Genomic DNA, 17,292 nt, shown 5'->3' with positions numbered 1-17,292 from the left:
ACACCCCTTACGAATCAGGTGCTGCAACGACCGATTGAGTCTGAGCAGAAGTTTCCGCCCTGGACGCACACTCGGCGGACTAAAAATCTGCTGGCGTGTGTTGAACCGGCCGGTAGTATGGACCTTCCTGCTGATGGTCGGCAGGGGTGCGAGGGGCTGAACGGTTTCGACTTCGCGCATCGAATCAAGGGAAGCGTGCCGGTGCAGGCAAATGACCACCGTAAGCGTCGTTGCAACCAATTAAGCGCCGATTCCAATCAGCGCGACTACGCCCTCGCTGCCTAAGCGACGGTGTGTCTGTCAGACCGGGAGCGCCCTCGGCCCGGACCCTGGCATCAGCTAGAGGGACCCACCCACGGGTTCGGTCGCGGGACCCGTGGGGACATCAAACAGCGACTGGGATCGTCTTCCTGACTTGTTCGCGTGATCAGGAGATCCGAGTAGAGACATAGCGGACTGCGCACGGAGAAGCCTTGAGGGAATGCCGTAGGACCCGGGTTCGATTCCCGGCAGCTCCACAACCGAATAAGCAGGCCAGGGCCACAAGCCCTGGCCTGTTTTGTCTCCCTAGACCATCCCGGTGCTTCCTCACCGCCTTCGGTGCATCGGCCTTCACGGAGCAGCCAAAGAGGTACCCGCCCACTTGCGCGGGCCGTGTGCACGCCCAGCGCACGCCCAGCCGTGGCGGCACTCAAAGTTTGCTGGCAGCGGCGTCCCATGTGCTGTCGAACGCAAGGTTCCAACACGTCACAGTGTGAGTTCTCGTGGGGCAGGCGGCGTAGCGTTCGGTTCGACGCGCTCCGCCCCTCAGCCGAGGGCGGGCCGTGTCCAAGCAGAAAGGAGAAGCCAGTGGCTGACGCAGCTCTTTTCATCGGGTTCGGTGAAGTAGTGCGAGGGCGGGAGAAGCGCGCACTGCGCATATACGAAGACTCGATGGAGTACTGGGGTGGCCTTCAGAAGGAAGGCAAGATCGCGAGCTTCGACGTGACCCTTCTAGGGCCGCACGCACACCTCAACGGCTTCATTGTTGTGCGAGGGACCGACGAACAACTCGATGCGGTCCGTCATACCAAGGAATTCCGCCGACAGATGGCACGCACACGGCTGATCGTCGATCAGATGGTAATCGCCGAGGCCTTCGTCGGCCCGCAGCTCGCGGAGTTCATGAATCAATACCAGGAGGAGGTCGACCAGCTCGACTGAGGCGGACGGTGCAGCGTCGACCCGAGGCGACGGACAGCTAGCCGCCGCACCCATAGGCGCGACTGCCTCGGGTCACGTTGTGTCCACCCGGTCGGAGAACCCGACGTAGGGCCGGACTCACCAACCGCCGTCCTGCAGCTCAGGATGGAGGCCGTACAGACAATCGAGACAGCAGAACCGGTCGCCCTTTGCCAGGTGGGGCCAGCGCTGGCCGCCCGGCGGTGTGCGCTGACAGTTCGCGCATCGACTCATCGGACCAATCAAGACGACGCTCATGGCTTCGATCGACCTTTCTGAAACGGCCCCGCCCTGTGCGACGGGGTGTACCCCGCCGTGACGGACTTATTCGCTGGACCCGACGACGGCACTGAGGGTTATATCGTGGCGGCTCCGGCGGTGAGGCGCACGTCGAGAGCTCTGGCCACCTGCGCAGGTGCTGACGGTGTCCTGGCGGCCCCCGACCGCTTGGCTTCTAGAAGCCCTCCGCATGGTCATCGTGTGGCGTCCGAGGTAGCCGACTTGCCCTGCCTGGCTCCCCAGTCGACGATCCGCAGTAGTCCATAGACGGATCACCACACCTTCGACCCGCGTAGCGCACGTGCCCGCCGATCACGGCCGACCGGTAGGCCAGGCTGAAAGGCCTGCCGTGTTTGTGTTTCCGCTACATCTTGACGCTCGGCACCAGTCGGGTGAGGTTCCACAACTGGTTGCGCCGCGCCGCCAGGGCGGTCAGCAGTATCGACCCCAACCACAGGGCACCCAGGAAGATCAAGGCCTGCCACAGCCGCTGGTCGATACCGCCGAGGATCAACTGGCGCAGCCCGTTGACGCCGTAGGTCATCGGGTCGAGCCGGTGGAGAGACTGGAACGGCTTGGTGGTGGTCTCGACGGGGTAGAGCCCGCCCGCGCTGACCAGTTGCACCATCAGCAGCGTCATCAGGAGCACCTTGCCCAACACCGGGCCGAGCCAGGCGCTGATCGCCTGGGCCACCGCGATGAACGCACAGGAAGCCAGCATCATGAAACCCAGCATCGCCACCGGATGCTCCGCGTGGACGTGCAGAGCGAAGCGCACGACGCAGTACAGGATCACCGCTTGGGGAATCCCGATCAGCACAGCAGGCAGATAACTGGCCAGCGTCACGCGGATCGGACTGATCTCGGCGGCGATGGCCCGGTTCTGCAGCGGGCGGAACGCCATCCACAACAGCATGGCGCCGAAGAACAGCGCGAGCGTCAGGAAGAACGGCGCCATGCCGGTGCCGAAGTTCGGCGCCGAGTTCTCATGCGAACTCGTCAGCTGAACGGGGCCACCGATCGCCTCTGCGATGGCGTCCTTCTGCTGGGGACTCCAGTCGGGAACCTTCTGCGCGCCCTCGGCCAGCTTCGTCTCCAGCTCATTCGACCCTGACCTCAGTTGCGCCGTACCGGATTTCAGCTGCCGGACGCCATCGTCGAGTGTGGCGATGCCGGCGCTGAGCTGGGCATTGCCCGACGCAAGCTGCTGGGCGCCGTCGCGTAACTGAGTGAGCTTGTCGCTGAGTTCCTTGCCCTTGGAGGAGATATCGGTCAGCGCAGAACCGACGGGACCACCCGCGTCGGCGGCCGCGCGAGCCTTGTCGAGCTTCGCCTGGATGTCCGGGGTTCGCTGATGGGCGAGCAACTGGTCGCGGGTCTCGCGCAGTTTTCCGGTGGCCATCATTGACACCGGATCCTGGTTCGCCGACAGGCTGTCGATGATCGAGGTCAAGGACTGGGCGGCGGCGTCTTGCGTCCCGTTGATGGCGTCGAGTTCGTCAGATGCCTCCGTCAGCGCCGACGAGCTGTCCTGGACCTGGCCGTTGACCTGATCGCTCTGCGTGCCGATCTGCGCCAGCAGGTCGGTGATCTTGAGCAGGGGATCGGTGGCGGTGTCGATGCCGTCGGACAGCGTGCGGGATCCCGCCGCCAGATCCCCGGAACCGGACCGGGCCGCATCGAGGCCGGCCACCAACTGCCCAGCACCGGAATCGAGTTGGGCTGCGCCATCGGAGAGCTGGGCCGCTCCGTCGGCCGCCTGCTTGATCCCCGTCCCCGAGGTCGTGATCACCGACAGCACCTGGTTGACCGCCTGCCCGGAGATCCTGGTCGACACGGCGTTGAGCACCTGCTCGACAGCGGTGCGGCCAATACTCGACGAGATGTAGTTGTTGGCGTCGTTGTACTCGGCGATGAGTTGTGCTTTGCGGGGGTTACCGGTGGTGGGCGACGCGATGGCCTCGCTGAAGTCCGGTGGCAGTTCCAGCATGAAGTAGTACTTGCCGTGCGCCACCCCGTCGCGCGCCTCGGCGTCGTCGACCAGGTGCCAATCCAGGCTTGCATCATCGGCGAGCCGGCCAGCGATCTCGGCGCCGACGTTCATCGGCTCACCGGAAACCTCGGCGCCCCGGTCCGAATTGACCAGTGCCACCGGCAGTTTGTTCACGTGCCCGAACGGATCCCAGTACGCCCACAGATAGAGCGCACCGTAGGACAGCGGCATCAGCATCAAGACGACGATGGCGATCCGCGTCATCCGATTCCGGGCGAAGCGTTTGATCTCCGACCCCAGGGCAAGTCCGCCCACCATGTCCTCAGTCCTTCCCCGCGATGTTCGGGATGTGTATTTCGTGCTCGGGTGCCTCATCGCCGAGCGAATTCGTCACGCCCACAACGACCAGGCGGTCGGCGGCGATGACGCCGAGGCGTTGCGCCGCCTGTGCTCGCCGTTCGCTGTCGCGGACCTGTTCGAGATCACCGACCACCAGGACCGGTCGGTCCGAGCACAGCGCCAGGGCGATCTGCAGAAGGAACGTCTCCAGATCGCCCATGTCGCCGACGTAGTCGGTCGGTGCCGGGCGTTGGACATCCCCGAACACCTCAGCCAGTACGTCTCGGTGGGAGTGCTCGCGCGACCGCCCGAACAGGGGAGCGAGCCAGCGGCGCTGCTCGGTCACGACTGTTCCCACCGTGACCGCCTCGTCCAGATCGTCGATGTCGCCGAAAGCCGCGATCGCGCAGTGCCGGCGAATGGCCCGCGGTGCGGTCTCACCGAACACGGCCACGGTGCCGGCACTCGGCTTGAGCCGGCCGGCCAGGGTGAGCAGCAGTGCTTTCTGGCTGTGGCCGCCGGGCATGTGCACCGCGTGCAGGCCGCGATCGAGGTCCAGGTCGACGTCGCGGAACAGCGGGCCGTGCTCGCCGTCGAACGTCAGACCCCGCGCCACGATGATCGCGTCGTCGTCCGCGCCAGCCTGCAGATGCGGAATGTCGGCCGCAGCGTGCCGGCTCATAGCCGCCTCGTCGGTTGCTGCCTCGAACATGTCCATGATTCAATACGATATGCATTCAATACGGAATGTATCGAGCTGGAGAGGCCGTTTGTCGTGAAGGTCACAGAAGCGCCGAAAACCCGCCGCCGCAGCAACACCCGGGCACGGTTGATCGAGGCCACCGACGAACTCATCCGGGACAGTGGCCGGACCTGGTTCAGCGTCGAGGAGGTGTGCCGGGCGGCCGGCTACACCCGTGGGGCCTTCTACTCCAGCTATGACGACATGGAGGATCTGCTCTTCGAGGTGTACGGGCACCAGAACGATGCACTCGTCGAGCGGTTGCGGAGCACCGCCGAACCCCTGCTGCGAACCAAAGGCGTTCTCAGGACCGACCGCGTGGTGCGCCATTTGCTGAAGGCCGGCGTCGCCGATCAACCGCGCATCGCGCTGCATGCTGCCTTGGTGGCTCGCGCGGCCCATCAGCCCGAGATCGCCCTCGCCCTGGATGCCCAGGTCGAACGCTTCCGTGAGGGCCTGCAGGCGATCTTCGTCGCGCTGATCGCCAAGACCGGCCGGACGATGACCGTCACGCCGGAGACATTCACCCGCGCGCTGATGGCTGCCCAGGCGGGCGCCTCCGGTCAGTTCCTTAGCGACCGCGCTGCCACGGAGGAAGTCCGCTACCTCACTGCGCTGGCCGTTGTCGAAGGACTGTCCGACTGACGATATGCCCGGGCCGATCCCTAGCCGGCCGCCTGCAGGGTGATCTCGGAGATCGCGGTGCGGCTCTTGCCGTCGGGGTGCCCAGCGTGCTGATCCAGACCAGCACGTGTCGGCCAGCTCGCCCGGGCTTTCGGGGGGCGACGAGGGGCGGCCCTTTTCTCGTTGTGTCGTCCCGTCGAACGGTAGCCCTCCGGAGCGGAACGAGCAGGGACGGCAATCGACGCGATCAACACACCGGTCTTCCTTACCTGGCGGATAGGAAACCCTTGCCGTCAGCCGCCGGATTCTGGCTTCCCGGCGATTACGCCGGCGTTGGCCGCGGACGACCATTGCTGCAGCGGGAAAACCGAAGAGCGGCCGAACAATCGGCACATAAACATGCACACCCGCGGAGAACGGCGAAGAGACCACTACGCGGCCCGCTCAGGGCAGCGACAACCTCACAGGAGTGATCATGACAACGAATTCCAGGAGCCGCGCGGGCTGGCGAGGCCGGACCTCGGCCGCCATCCTGCTCGCCGCGGGGACAGCCGCCGTCGGCTTGCTCACGCCCCCCGCGGCGCAGGCTGCAGACCAGTACATCGCGCTGGCGCTCGGGTATGTCAACGAGAATCCGCCCGTCACGATGGCAGGCGGTTCGTCGATCAGTGGAAGCCAAGACCAGGCTGCCCAGGGCGCGCTGACGAACTGCTCCAACAATGGCGCCGATCACTGCGTGACCGTGGTCATCGCCACGAATCAGTGCGCGGCGGCCGCCTCGAACGACTACGGCGAAGAGGTCGGGGCATCGGGCTCGACGGTTGCCGCAGCCTCGAGCAGCGCCTTGGCCAAACTGCAGAATCAGACCGGTGCCAAGGTGATTGTGTCGGGTTGCTCGAATGGGAACACGCCGCCACCGCCGCCGAACGATCCGCCGCCCCCTCCGGCGCCGAAGCTGGGTCCGACGGTGTCGTTCAGCACGGCTGTGGGCGGTCTGGTCGCTCACATCACGGACCGCAGTGGGGTGACAGCGCAATGCACCTACACGGCGGACAACTTCCACCGTGCGTTCGCCCTGCCGGCGAACTCCAGTTACGACCTGCGGATCGTCCCGGCGATTCCTCAATTCAAGAACTGGAACGTCACCATCGCGTGTGACAACGGAACCAGTACAACGACGACGACGTACTTCTGAGTCCGATCGTCCCGACCGCCCGAACCGTGAAACTACGGTCCGGGCGGTTTCCGGTCGCTTCCCGCCGACTTCTCCGGCGGGCAGCGGGTCGGAGCTCCCGCCATCCCGGCCTCGACTCCGGTCGCCAGCGCCATCCCGAGCGGGATGGCCAGCAGCGCCGGGCCGATCCCTACGCAGCGGCCTGCAGGGTGATCTCGGAGATCGCGGTGCGGCTCTTGCCGTCGGTGGTGCCCAGCGTGCTGATCCACACCAGCACGTTCGAGGTCTTCGTCTGGTCCCGGATGTCGATGCGGTTGTGGCCCGGTTGCAGCGGTGTCGTCGGGGTCAGCTCCGTCGTGTCGGCCAACGTGCCAGGATTTTCGCTGGGCGACGAGCGGATCTGCACCTCGGTTCCGGTGCTCGACAGGTCGATCGTGACGGCACTCAACGCCGTCGGCTCGGAAAGGTGCAACACCAGTCCCTCTCCCTCCACGAAATTCGGGAAGGGGACCGCGTCGGTGTAGGTGACGGTGGACCACGACGTCGCGGGGTCACCGTCGATCACCAGGCCCGCCTTGTCCGGGTTGTCCGCGCCGCCTGACGGCGCGAACACGGTGACGCTCGCCGGCGTCACGATCGGTCCCTGCCGCGTCCACAAGCCGAAGCCGTCGGTGAACCACACCACCGCGGCCACCGCCACCACGACCACCCCGACAATGGCGGTGAGGATCGCGGTCCGGTGAGACCGGGGCTTCGGTTGCGCGTCGAACGTCGCCGTCGTCGTGCGGGACGATCGCGGCGCCGACGGCGTCTGAGCGGGGAAGATGCTGATCTCGTCGGCGTCGAGGGTGCGACCGTCCCAGACGCCGTGCACCTCGACCGTGGCGCCGTCGCCGAGCCGACCGGGTTCGAGTCGGGTGTTGATCGCAACGGGGACCGATGTGGGCAGGTCGCGGGGCGGATCCGACGGCGTCAGGCGGAACGAGACGTCTTCCAACTCTCCGCCGGCGCCGACAGCGCGTCGTTCCACACCGTGCGCTGTGCCGTGCAGGACCAGACGCTCGAGGCGCTGCGTGGCGGGACGGCCGTCCGGATCTCCTGACGACGCCGCGTGCGGTTGCGTGTCCGCGGCACCTTTGCGCGGACGCGACTGCGCGAGGGCTTCGGCGAAGTCGAGGCAGCTGGGGTACCGCTGACCGGGATCTTTGGCCAGCGCTCTCGCGAGGACGCCGTCGAGGTGCGCGAGGTCGGGCCGGCGGGCGGATATCCGCGGGGGCGGGCTCCCCAGATGATGACTGATGACGACGGCACGGTTGGCGTCGTCGAAGGGCGGGGCACCGGTCAGCAGATGGAAAGTGGTGGCGGCCAACGCATATTGATCTGCGCGGCCGTCGAGAGGCTGGCCCCGCAGTTGCTCGGGGGCCATGTAGCTGACAGTTCCGATGGCGACGTTGTCGTCGGTGAGGTTGCTGACGTCGTCGATTCGCCGGGCGATGCCGAAGTCGGTCAGCAGCACTCTGCGGCGACGCCCGTCGGACGCGGTCACCAGGATGTTCTCCGGCTTGACGTCACGATGGAGCAGGCGGTGTTCATGGGCGAAGTCGAGTGCGTCGGCGACGGCCGTCACGATGTCCACGACGTCGTGCTCGGGCATTCCGCTGGGGTGGGACTCCCTGAGCAATCGGCCGGCGTCTGTGCCGTCCACGTACTCCATCGAGATCCACAGCCGGCCGTCGAACTCGCCCCGGTCGAGGACCCCGACGATGTGGGGGTGCTGCAGTGCCGCGGCCATCTCGGCCTCGCGGATGAACCGCGCGCGGAACTCCGTGTCCGCCGTCGAGCTGGGCGACAGGACCTTGAGCGCGTCCCGGCGGGGCAGCCGCGGATGCTGTGCGAGGTAGACCTCGCCCATCCCACCGGTGCCGAGCAGCCGCTCGATCAGGTACCCGGCGAATTCCTCGCCGTTGAGCAGCGGCATGCACAGAGCCTACAAACCGGTCCAGGACCTGGGGCGACCCGTCCGATTTGGGCCTACGCGGCAGCGGCCCTGCTCACTGGCCGCGACCGGCCGAAGTTGTTGGGCAGCGAGAGTCGGAAGACCTTCTTCCACGCCGATGCCACCTGCTTGGGCAGCGAACCGCTGGTGTAGGTCAGCCCGTACCGCTCGAACAGCTCCTGCACCTGCGGTGCGATCTCCTGGTAGCGGTTGCTGGGCAGGTCGGGGAACAGGTGGTGTTCGATCTGGAACGACAGGTTGCCAGTCATGAAGTGCAGCAACGAACTTCCCGAGATGTTGGCCGAACCGAGCATCTGGCGCAGGTACCACTGGCCGCGCGTCTCGCCCTCGATCGAGGTCTTCTCGAAGGTTTCGACGCCCTCGGGGAAGTGCCCGCACATGATGACCGAGTGCGTCCACAGATTGCGGACGACGTTGGCCGTCAGGTTCGCGGTCAGGGTGGGCAGCGCGGACGGGCCCGACAGCAGCGGATGCAGAAGGTAGTCGCGCACCGCGTGCTTGCCGATCTTCGCGAGCACGCGCTTGCCGTTACGGATGAACTCGTCGGAGTCCGTCCGGCCCTTGAGGTACTTGCCGATCTCCAGGTCATACGCCGCGATGCCGTACTGGAACAGGCAGGCGTTGACGGCGTTGTACAGCGGCTGGCCCAGGTAGAACGGCGTCCATTTCTGGTTCTCGTCGACGCGCATGATGCCGTAGCCGAGGTCGTGGTCCTTGCCGCGCACGTTGGTGTAGGTGTGGTGCACCTCGTTGTGCGAGTGCTTCCACATGTCCGCGGGGGAGGCGTTGTCCCACTCCCAGGTGGTCGAGTGGATCTTCGAGTCGCGCATCCAGTCCCACTGGCCGTGCATGACGTTGTGGCCGATCTCCATGTTCTCGACGATCTTCGACACGGACAAGCCGGCCGTTCCGACGATCCAGGCGGGCGGGAACAACGAGAACAGCAGAATCGCCCGGCTGCTCAGTTCGAGCTTGCGCTGACCGTCGATGACCGCGCGGATGTAGGCCGCGTCGCGCTCGCCGCGGCCGGCGATGATCTGCTCGCGGATCGCGTCGAGTTCCCGGCCGAGGTTCTCGATGTCCTCGTCGGTGAGATGGGCCGCGGGCCCGGTCGTGGTGCGTGCTGGTGTGAGGGTGGAAACAGTCATGTCGGATCTCCTTGATCAAAGAGCGATTTCGCAGGCGCCCGCGGCAGCGGAGACGCAGGTCTGGATGTGGACGTTGTCACCGGGGGAGGCCGTGGTGACGTCACCGGTGCGGAGGTCGCGAACGGCGCCGGTGCGCAGCGGGGCGACGCAGCCGAAGCAGATGCCCATCCGGCAACCCGAGGGCATGAGGACACCCGCGGCCTCCCCGGCGTCGAGCAGGGTCTGGGATCCTTCGGCGTCGACCGTCGTTCCGGTCGCAGTAAAGGTGACCGCACCGCCGTCGCCGGCGTCGATCACGGTGGGCCGGAAGCGCTCGGTGTGCAGCCGGTCGGCGATGCCGTCGACGGTCCAGCGTGCCTCGAGGGCGTCGAGCATCGGGGCGGGGCCACAGGCCCACGTCTCACGCTCGGTGGCGTCCTCCACCAGATCGCCGAGGCGCTCCATGTCGAGCATGCCGTCGGTGTCGGTGTGCTGCTCCACGAGCCGGATTCGCTTCTGGGCCGCCATCATCCGGAGTTCGGCGCCGAAGATGACGTCGTCGGCCGAAGGGGCGGAGTGCACGACCACGACATCGGCACCGTCGTCGGTCAAGTTGCGCAGCATACCCATCACGGGGGTTATGCCGCTGCCGGCGGTGACGAACAGGATCTTGGCCGGCACCGTCGCCCCGAGGGTGAAGTCGCCTGCGGCCTGGTCGAGTTGGATGATCGTGCCGGCGGTGGCGCGACGGACCAGGTGATTGCTGACCGTGCCGTCCGGGATCGCCTTCACGGTGATCGCGATGCAGCCGTCATTCCGCTCTATCTCGGAGGTGAGCGAGTAGGCCCGCCACTGACGGACACCGTCGACGTCGACACCGATGCGGACATACTGGCCCGGCGTGTGGCCGCGCCAGCCGCGTCCCGGCTTGATCACCAGAGTGGCGGCGTCGCGTGTCTCCGGGTGGATCGCGACGATGCGGCCGCGCAGGTCGGCGCTGGAGCGCAGCGGGTCGATGACGTCGAGATAGTCGGCGGGGACCAGCGGCGTGGTCACCCATTCCGCGAGCCTGGTCACCCGCGCCTGAAGCGCGCCGACAACCGTCGGGCGGGGTGCTGTTGTGGTCATGTCACCACTCTGGCTGGATTTCGGTATAAACTCTTGGCTACAGAGCGTGAATTTCACGCTGCTTTTTGTTCGCAGGAGACAGTGATGGCCGAGTCGGAGCTCCGTTTCACGGGGCTCGACCTGCCCGAAGACGTCGCTGCCGCTCTGCAGGCGGTGCTCCCGAGGATGGCCGAACGCACCGTGACCGCGGTGACGGCGGAGGTGCCCAGCTACGCCGCCGCCTTCAGCGGCCGCATGGGACAGAACATCGAGAACGCCGTACAGATGGCCCTCGGCGGCTTCCTGCGACTGGCGGTACGCGCCCAGGACGCCGATCCCACGGCGACGCTGACACCCGCACTCGACGGTGCCTACGAACTCGGCCGCGGCGAGGCGCGCCAGGGCCGCTCCATGGATGCGCTGCTGTCGGCCTACCGGGTCGGCGCCCGCGTCGCCTGGCGTGAGTTGTCGGCCACCGCCGTCGACGGCGGACTGACGGCGGACACCGTGGCCCGATTCGCCGAGCTGGTGTTCGCGTTCATCGACGAACTGTCGGCGTCCAGCGTGTCCGGGCACGCCGACGAATTGGCCACGACGGGGCGGGTGCGGGAACGCTATCTCGAACGGCTGGCGCGGCAGTTGCTCGACGGCGAATCGGCAGATGTCCTGCACGTCAGTGCCGAACGAGCCGGCTGGAGTCCGCCGTCCACGCTGACTGCCATCATCCTGGCAGAGGCCCAGACCCGCGGCCTGGCAGCACGTTTCGGTCAGTCGACGCTGCTGATCAGCGAAGACCTACCTGGGGTCGGTGCATCGGAGTCGCTGGCAGTGCTGCTGGCCCCCGACTTGGACGTCCGGCATCGCCGCCAACTCCATTCGGCGTTGCAGGGCCGGCGGGCCCTGGTGGGGCCGGCTCGTCCGTGGATGCTGGTCCGGTCGTCGTATCGACGGGCGCTGCGAGCCCGCACTCTGGTCGGCGCCGCCGACGCCGACATCATCGACACCGACGATCACCTGGTCGAGCTTGTCCTGACCGCGGACCGGGAGGCCGCCGAGGATCTCCGACACCGGGTGTTGGCGCCCCTGAACGCGTTGCGGCCCAACACCGCCGAACGGCTGGCCGAGACGCTGAGGTCGTGGCTTCTGCATCGAGGCCAACGGGAGGCCGTCGCCGCGGAACTGTTCGTCCACCCCCAGACCGTGCGCTACCGGATGACACAGATCCGTGAGCTGTTCGGCGAAGGACTCGACGACCCGCAAACGGTCATGGCACTCACCGTGGCGCTGGCCGTCCCGACGGGGTCAGAGTGAGCGCAGGGCGCCGCTTCGACCCTTGACTCCACCCGGTACGCGAGGTCCCGCAGCCATCATGCGGAGCGCTACACGGGGGACGGCGATTTCGCCAGAATGTGCTGGGCGGCTTCCATGCCGGAGGTGATGGCAGGATTCATTCCTCCGCTGTTGGTCCAGGCGCCGGCGAGAAAGAGGTTCGTCATCGGCGTGTCGCAGGGCAGCCAGCCCATGCCCGAGTTGGCTGGGGTGTTCTCGTAGCCCTCGATCGCACCGTGCGGGTTGCGGGTGTAATGAAAGTTCGTCAGGGGTGTCGATGCCTCCCGATGGCGGATGGCGTCGGCAAGTCCGGGTAACTCGCCGGCGACTCGTCGGATCAGTGCGTCGGCCGCCTGGTCCTTGACCCGGAGATAGCCCGGGTTGTCGTGGTAGCCCAGGAGCTCGCCACCGGTTCCCCAGACGTTCTGGTAGTCCCACGAGGCCACTGTGGTCAGCACCACCACGGCGTGTCCTGGCGGTGCGCAGCCGGGGTCGACCCGGGTGTAGTCGGTGACCGACAAGTCGACACGGTCCCAGTCGCCCCGCTGCGCCGCCTGCCAGGCCTCGTCGGCGTCCCAGGAAGTGCTGAGAAAGAGTTCGTGCGCGAGTCCGGCCTCGCCGAGAATGTCCCGGTCCAGCCCGAGATAGACCGAGAAGGTGGTGTACGACGGCGAGGGTTTCTCCACCGTGTCGACGTAGTCAATCGGAAAATGTTCCCGCCCAACGAGATTGACGACGGTGGTCGGGGCGCTGGCGTTGGAGACGAAGACCTCGGCCTCCAGGCGCAGACCCTGGTCGATCGTGACCGCGACCACTCGGTCGCCTTCGACGTCGAAGCCCGTGACGTTCTGGCCGACACGGATCTCGCCGCCCCGTTCGTACAGCACCTCGGCCAGCGCAGCGCTGATCGCTTGGGCGCCACCTTCCGGGTACCAGCCGCCATGTTGGTGGTAGGTCCCGGTCATGACCGCTCCCATGAGGGCGGCGCAGCGTGACGGGGGAAGGCCCATGTAGCCCCACAGGGTGCCCAGGACGCTGCGGATCTGCGGGTCGTCGACAAATCGGCTCATCATCTGATCCCACGTCTCGCCACTTGCCTGCACCATCGCCGGATAGCGCACGAGCATGTCCTCCAGCGACGGGTTGTGGCCCGTCGCCCGGTCGGTGGTGAGACGGCGCACGTCGCGGTAGACCGCGTTCGCCGCATCGAGGTATGCCCTGATCTGATCAGCTTGGGAGGGGAAGTTCCGGATGAGTTCGGCTTCGTAGGCGAACAGGTCCGCGGGAGCCACTATCTGCCGGTCGGGCCCGCGCACGAGGTACAGCGGGTCCAGCCGGTGCAGCGTCAGACGATCCCAGATCCCGAGCTGGCGGTAACGCGCATCGACCCCACCGCCCGGCGCCAGCCCGCTGAGTTCGTGCAACGCCGTATCGAACCGGTACGGCCCTCGCTGAAAGGAGGAGGCGTAGCCACCGGGGACAGAATGCTGCTCCAGGACAAGCGTTTTCCTACCCGCACCGGCCAGCGTGACCGCCGCCGCCAACCCTCCGAGTCCGGCCCCGACGACGACCGCGTCCACCCGCTCGACCATGACAGTCCTCCCTAGAACGGAAATCCCCGACGGTTGATCACCACAATGGGCTCGGTGCCCTCAGCCGGAAAGAGGCGAAAGGCCCCGGACAGCCCATGCGGGCGCTGGTCCCGATATCGATCGGTCAATCCAGAGTCGCGGTGGTCTTCGTCGTCGCGACGGTGCGCTGGTCCTGCCATCGGAGCGACCCACCGCTGCCGTAAGGTCGGCTCAGCCGACCATCTCGAGGGGACTCACACATGGCTGATGCCGACGCCGCTGCGATCCGTGCCGAGCGCGGTGACTGGATGGGCGAGCACCTCGCCATGTACCTCGAGTCGGGCGGAGTGCGGGGCCACATCGTCGACCTCAGTTCGGTCGGCGGCCGTGCGATGACCACGCACTGTCTGATCAGGTACACCGGGCGGAAGTCGGGCAGGACCTACGTCAAACCGCTCATCTACGGCAACGTGGGCGGCGAGATCGTGGTCGTCGCGTCGAAGGGCGGGGCCGACACCCACCCGGAGTGGTATCTGAGCATCCCGGCCAACGAGACCATCGGAGTGCAGGTCGCCACCCAGGCCTTCGAGGCCACCTGGCGTGAACCGGAAGGCACTGAGCGCCATCAGGTTTGGGAGTACATGAGCCACCTCTACCCGCCTTACATCGCCTATCAGCGTTCGACGAGTCGGCACATCCCGCTGATCATGCTCACACCGGGGCGGCCGGTCGACGTGTTCACCTCGGCATCGAACTGATCTATTGGAGTCCGCGTCGGCGCCGACCGGCGCACCATGGAACCGATGACCACTGCTGAGCCGACTCGTCACACCGTGCTGGCGGAGACCGACAGCGCCGCCTATCACTCCCTGCGTCAACAGCCGGTGACGCGAGCCGAGCGGTATGCGCTCGGCAAGAGTCTGCGCAAGCGTGTGCCGCGACGATCACTCGCCGACTGGACGCCACCGGCCGACAGGCCCGACCCGATCCAGCTCATCGAGACCAATCACCGCGGCAGGGTGGATCGCCTCATCCCCATCCGCGTGGGACGGATGGTCGCGTCTCCCTATGGATTTCTCCGCGGAACCGCCGTCGTCATGGCCGAGGACGTCGCGCACCTGCCCGCCACCGGCATCACGCCCGTCGTATGCGGCGACTCCCACCTCGGGAACTTCGGCTTCTACGCATCACCCGAACGCGACCTGGTGATCGATCTCAACGACTTCGACGAGGCACATCCCGGCGCGTGGGAATGGGACCTGCGCCGTCTGGTGGCCAGCATCTGGGTGGCGGGCCGGCACAACGGCTCGTCCGAGCAGGACTGCGGTTCGGCGGTGCGCTCGTGTGTCGCGGCCTATCGCCTCGAGGTGCGCCGACTGGCCGACGAGCCGCTGTTCTCACGTTCGTTCACCCGCATCGACGTCGACCGGTTGGCCGGCGAAGCGTACGGGCCGCTGGCCGACGAGGTACGACGCTCGGCCAAACGCGCGCGTCACCGCACCAGTGACCGCGCACTGCCCCGGTTCACAGAAGAGGTCGAGGGCACGCGCAAGATCGTCGAGGAGCCGCCGCTGATCACGCGTCTGCCTGCCCGCGAAGCCGACGCGCTGGCCGAAGCGCTCGACGACTACCTTCCGACGCTGTCCACGCACTGGCGGCGGGTGCTCGGCGGGTACACGCTGCTGGATGTCGCGCACAAGGTGGTCGGTGTGGGCAGCGTCGGGCTGCGCGCCTATGTGGCTCTGCTCGAGGGCTCCTCACCCGAGGACGTGGTCTTCCTCCAACTCAAGCAGGCCCGCCGCTCCGTGCTGGCGCGCTACGTCCACGGGGAGTCGGCCTGGCACGCGCACCAGGGCCAGCGAGTGGTCGAGTATCAGCAGGCGCTGCAGACGGTGAGCGACCCGCTGCTGGGATGGACGACGGTGGACGGCCTGCAGTACTACGTGCGCCAGTTCCGCAACATGAAGGGCACCATCCCGTTGGATGCGATGGACTCCAAGGCGCTCATCGACTACACCGGGGTGGTCGGTCAACTGCTCGCCAAGGGGCACGCCCGCACCAGTGGCGCCTCGATGATCGCCGGCTATCTCGGCCGTTCCGACAAGGTGGACGAGGCGTTGTGCACCTTCGCCAGGCGATACGCCGACCAGACAGAAGCCGACCATGCAGCGCTGGTGGCCGCCGTCGACCACGGCAGGATGCCCGTCGAGCGCGGCGTCTAGTTTCGCCCACGTCCCGCCGTTCTGCCGGGAACGTTCCGCTTCCGGACTTACGCTGTGCGATTCGGACGCACGAAGGAGCTGAGAACGATTGTCGACGAAGGTGATGACCACGCCGTGACTCGAGGACCGGGACGTCTGGCAGGAAAGTGCGCAGTGATCACCGGCGCGGCGTTCGGCATCGGCCGCGCGACGGCTGTGCTCTTCGCGCGGGAGGGCGCGCGGTTGATCGTGACCGATGTTCAACGCGAGCCGCTGCTTGCTCTGGCCGGCGAGCTGCGCCAGACCGGGGCGGACGTCGAGACCGTCGTCGGTGACGTCGCGGTCGAGGACGATACGAGGCGGATGATCGGCGCAGCATCCGAACGGTACGGAAAGCTCGACGTGCTGGTCGCCAACGCCGGCATCATCCCGCTCGGCGATGCGACGGAGGTGACCGCCGGCGGCTGGGACGAGGTGATGGCCATCGACGGGCGAGGCATGTTCCTTTCGTGCAAGTTCGCGATCGAGGCGATGCTGCCGACCGGTGGCGGCGCCATCGTGTGTCTGTCCTCGATCTCCGGGTTGGCCGGGCAGAAGCGGCAGGCGGCCTACGGGCCCGCCAAGTTCGTCGCGACCGGCTTGACCAAGCACCTGGCGGTCGAGTGGGCGGACCACGGAATCAGAGTCAACGCCGTCGCTCCCGGAACGATCCGGACCGAGCGGGTCCAGCGGCTCCCGGCGGAACCGGGCGGCGCGGAATACCTGGCGGAGATCGAGCGGATGCACCCGATGGGCCGTCTCGGCGAACCCGCCGAAGTCGCTAGCGCCATCGTCTTCCTCGCCTCGGACGAGGCCTCCTTCATCACCGGCGTGGTGCTGCCTGTCGACGGGGGATACCTCGCGCAGTGAGGCGCCGTGCTGGGCGTGCCTGTCCTTCTACTGCACCGGACGCAGCACCACGATCCCCGGCACGGTGCGCAGGTAGTCGGACAGCGGACTGTCGACGACCTTCTCGTTCGCTTTCAGCGAGGAGGCATTACGTAGCACGGGGCCGTTCGGCCCGGCGACGTAGATGCCGACGTGGGTGACGTCAAGGCCGCCGTCCTCGGCGTAGGCGCCGACGTAGTCCCCGGTGCGCAACTGCTTGACGACGTCGTCGTCCACCGCCGCGCTCGGGAGGTAGGCCACCGTCCGCGACACGACGGGCAGGCCGGGCAGATACACCCCGCCCGCGTCCTTCCGGTTGAGGTGCTTGGTCACCTCGACGGCGTCGGGGCTCAGCGTGGCCGTGATGTCGGTCGCGATGGCGGGCGCCGCGGCGGCCCAGTCGGTGAAGAAGTGCTTGCGGGTGGCGAAGCCGACGGCATTGTCCTTGTACCGCACCCTGATCAGCGCGTTTACGAACTGGTCGCGAGACGTGGACCGCTTGAGCGCCTCCACGTAGTCGGCCAGCGTGAAACAGTCGACCCTCTCCAATTCGGCCACGAGTTGCTCCGGGACAGTTGCCGATCCTACGAGAGTGTCCGCCCCGTAAGGCGTTCCGAGGAACTGCCGCGACAACCGCTCCG

General features: G+C 66.9%; 13 protein-coding genes, 1 other RNA gene and 1 pseudogene. 8 read left to right on the top strand and 7 right to left on the bottom strand.

What is annotated here, in order from left to right; all coding sequences use genetic code 11:
* Nucleotides 1-152: 152 nt before the first annotated feature.
* Nucleotides 153-521, top strand: a transfer-messenger RNA (tmRNA) gene (ssrA, locus tag G6N45_RS23505).
* A 328-nt stretch (nucleotides 522-849) separates the two neighbouring features.
* Nucleotides 850-1,203, top strand: a complete 354-nt coding sequence (locus tag G6N45_RS23500; RefSeq protein WP_163725465.1) for a hypothetical protein — start codon at nucleotides 850-852, stop codon at nucleotides 1,201-1,203.
* 661 nt (nucleotides 1,204-1,864) lie between these two features.
* Here G6N45_RS23500 and G6N45_RS23495 read toward each other — a convergent pair.
* Nucleotides 1,865-3,811, bottom strand: a complete 1,947-nt coding sequence (locus G6N45_RS23495) for a YhgE/Pip domain-containing protein (RefSeq protein WP_163725462.1) — start codon at nucleotides 3,809-3,811, stop codon at nucleotides 1,865-1,867.
* Nucleotides 3,812-3,815: 4 nt separating this feature from the next.
* Nucleotides 3,816-4,514 carry a hypothetical protein gene (locus G6N45_RS23490; RefSeq protein ID WP_163728951.1) on the bottom strand — a complete coding sequence of 233 codons (699 nt, stop codon included), beginning with the start codon at nucleotides 4,512-4,514 and terminating at the stop codon, nucleotides 3,816-3,818.
* A 147-nt stretch (nucleotides 4,515-4,661) separates the two neighbouring features.
* On the opposite strand from G6N45_RS23490, the gene G6N45_RS23485 reads away from it, so the two are divergent.
* Both G6N45_RS23485 and G6N45_RS23480 read left to right on the top strand, forming a co-directional pair.
* Nucleotides 4,662-5,219, top strand: a complete 558-nt coding sequence (locus tag G6N45_RS23485) for a TetR/AcrR family transcriptional regulator (RefSeq protein WP_163725459.1) — start codon at nucleotides 4,662-4,664, stop codon at nucleotides 5,217-5,219.
* A 454-nt stretch (nucleotides 5,220-5,673) separates the two neighbouring features.
* Nucleotides 5,674-6,393, top strand: coding sequence for a DUF4189 domain-containing protein (locus G6N45_RS23480; protein ID WP_163725456.1), 720 nt, complete (start codon nucleotides 5,674-5,676; stop codon nucleotides 6,391-6,393).
* Between the two features lie 169 nt (nucleotides 6,394-6,562).
* Here G6N45_RS23480 and G6N45_RS23475 read toward each other — a convergent pair whose 3' ends face one another.
* From G6N45_RS23475 to G6N45_RS23465, 3 genes are read right to left on the bottom strand one after another with little or no spacing between them, the layout of a single operon-like run.
* Nucleotides 6,563-8,350 (bottom strand): serine/threonine-protein kinase, encoded by a 1,788-nt coding sequence (locus G6N45_RS23475; RefSeq protein ID WP_163725453.1) that lies wholly within the window; start codon nucleotides 8,348-8,350, stop codon nucleotides 6,563-6,565.
* 53 nt (nucleotides 8,351-8,403) lie between these two features.
* Complete coding sequence (locus G6N45_RS23470) at nucleotides 8,404-9,537, bottom strand: fatty acid desaturase family protein (RefSeq protein WP_163725449.1); 1,134 nt, start codon at nucleotides 9,535-9,537, stop codon at nucleotides 8,404-8,406.
* A 15-nt stretch (nucleotides 9,538-9,552) separates the two neighbouring features.
* Nucleotides 9,553-10,644: a ferredoxin reductase gene (locus tag G6N45_RS23465; protein WP_163725446.1), complete on the bottom strand. Its 1,092-nt coding sequence runs from the start codon at nucleotides 10,642-10,644 to the stop codon at nucleotides 9,553-9,555.
* An 84-nt stretch (nucleotides 10,645-10,728) separates the two neighbouring features.
* On the opposite strand from G6N45_RS23465, the gene G6N45_RS23460 reads away from it, so the two are divergent.
* The gene (locus tag G6N45_RS23460) at nucleotides 10,729-11,934 is read left to right on the top strand and encodes a PucR family transcriptional regulator (RefSeq protein ID WP_163725443.1); all 1,206 of its coding nucleotides are present in this window, start codon (nucleotides 10,729-10,731) and stop codon (nucleotides 11,932-11,934) included.
* A gap of 68 nt (nucleotides 11,935-12,002) precedes the next feature.
* Here G6N45_RS23460 and G6N45_RS23455 read toward each other — a convergent pair whose 3' ends face one another.
* The gene (locus G6N45_RS23455) at nucleotides 12,003-13,544 is read right to left on the bottom strand and encodes a phytoene desaturase family protein (protein WP_264058276.1); all 1,542 of its coding nucleotides are present in this window, start codon (nucleotides 13,542-13,544) and stop codon (nucleotides 12,003-12,005) included.
* Between the two features lie 239 nt (nucleotides 13,545-13,783).
* On the opposite strand from G6N45_RS23455, the gene G6N45_RS23450 reads away from it, so the two are divergent.
* From G6N45_RS23450 to G6N45_RS23440, 3 genes are all read left to right on the top strand, one after another.
* Nucleotides 13,784-14,281 (top strand): nitroreductase/quinone reductase family protein, encoded by a 498-nt coding sequence (locus G6N45_RS23450; protein WP_163725436.1) that lies wholly within the window; start codon nucleotides 13,784-13,786, stop codon nucleotides 14,279-14,281.
* Nucleotides 14,282-14,326: 45 nt separating this feature from the next.
* Entirely contained in the window at nucleotides 14,327-15,745 is a 1,419-nt protein-coding gene (locus tag G6N45_RS23445; RefSeq protein WP_246228774.1) for a DUF2252 domain-containing protein, read from the top strand.
* A 114-nt stretch (nucleotides 15,746-15,859) separates the two neighbouring features.
* On the top strand, nucleotides 15,860-16,633 hold the full coding sequence (locus tag G6N45_RS23440; RefSeq protein ID WP_163725429.1) for an SDR family NAD(P)-dependent oxidoreductase: 774 nt from the start codon (nucleotides 15,860-15,862) through the stop codon (nucleotides 16,631-16,633).
* A 27-nt stretch (nucleotides 16,634-16,660) separates the two neighbouring features.
* On the opposite strand, the pseudogene G6N45_RS28135 reads toward G6N45_RS23440, so the two are convergent.
* A pseudogene (locus G6N45_RS28135) lies at nucleotides 16,661-17,272 on the bottom strand (DUF1460 domain-containing protein); the annotation flags it as partial.
* Nucleotides 17,273-17,292 lie beyond the last annotated feature (20 nt).

This window comes from Mycolicibacterium psychrotolerans (assembly GCF_010729305.1).
Taxonomy (GTDB): domain Bacteria; phylum Actinomycetota; class Actinomycetes; order Mycobacteriales; family Mycobacteriaceae; genus Mycobacterium; species Mycobacterium psychrotolerans.
Note: the sequence above shows the minus strand (reverse complement) of the source record. Positions and strands in the feature narration are given on the sequence as shown.

What these genes read in the sequence shown, in the direction of transcription:
- G6N45_RS23495 (WP_163725462.1), bottom strand. Translation starts at nt 3,811, where the DNA reads ATGGTGGGCGGACTTGCCCTGGGGTCGGAGATCAAACGCTTCGCCCGG.
- G6N45_RS23490 (WP_163728951.1), bottom strand. Translation starts at nt 4,514, where the DNA reads ATGAGCCGGCACGCTGCGGCCGACATTCCGCATCTGCAGGCTGGCGCG.
- G6N45_RS23480 (WP_163725456.1), top strand. Translation starts at nt 5,674, where the DNA reads ATGACAACGAATTCCAGGAGCCGCGCGGGCTGGCGAGGCCGGACCTCG.
- G6N45_RS23475 (WP_163725453.1), bottom strand. Translation starts at nt 8,350, where the DNA reads ATGCCGCTGCTCAACGGCGAGGAATTCGCCGGGTACCTGATCGAGCGG.
- G6N45_RS23470 (WP_163725449.1), bottom strand. Translation starts at nt 9,537, where the DNA reads ATGACTGTTTCCACCCTCACACCAGCACGCACCACGACCGGGCCCGCG.
- G6N45_RS23465 (WP_163725446.1), bottom strand. Translation starts at nt 10,644, where the DNA reads ATGACCACAACAGCACCCCGCCCGACGGTTGTCGGCGCGCTTCAGGCG.
- G6N45_RS23460 (WP_163725443.1), top strand. Translation starts at nt 10,729, where the DNA reads ATGGCCGAGTCGGAGCTCCGTTTCACGGGGCTCGACCTGCCCGAAGAC.
- G6N45_RS23455 (WP_264058276.1), bottom strand. Translation starts at nt 13,544, where the DNA reads ATGGTCGAGCGGGTGGACGCGGTCGTCGTCGGGGCCGGACTCGGAGGG.
- G6N45_RS23450 (WP_163725436.1), top strand. Translation starts at nt 13,784, where the DNA reads ATGGCTGATGCCGACGCCGCTGCGATCCGTGCCGAGCGCGGTGACTGG.
- G6N45_RS23445 (WP_246228774.1), top strand. Translation starts at nt 14,327, where the DNA reads ATGACCACTGCTGAGCCGACTCGTCACACCGTGCTGGCGGAGACCGAC.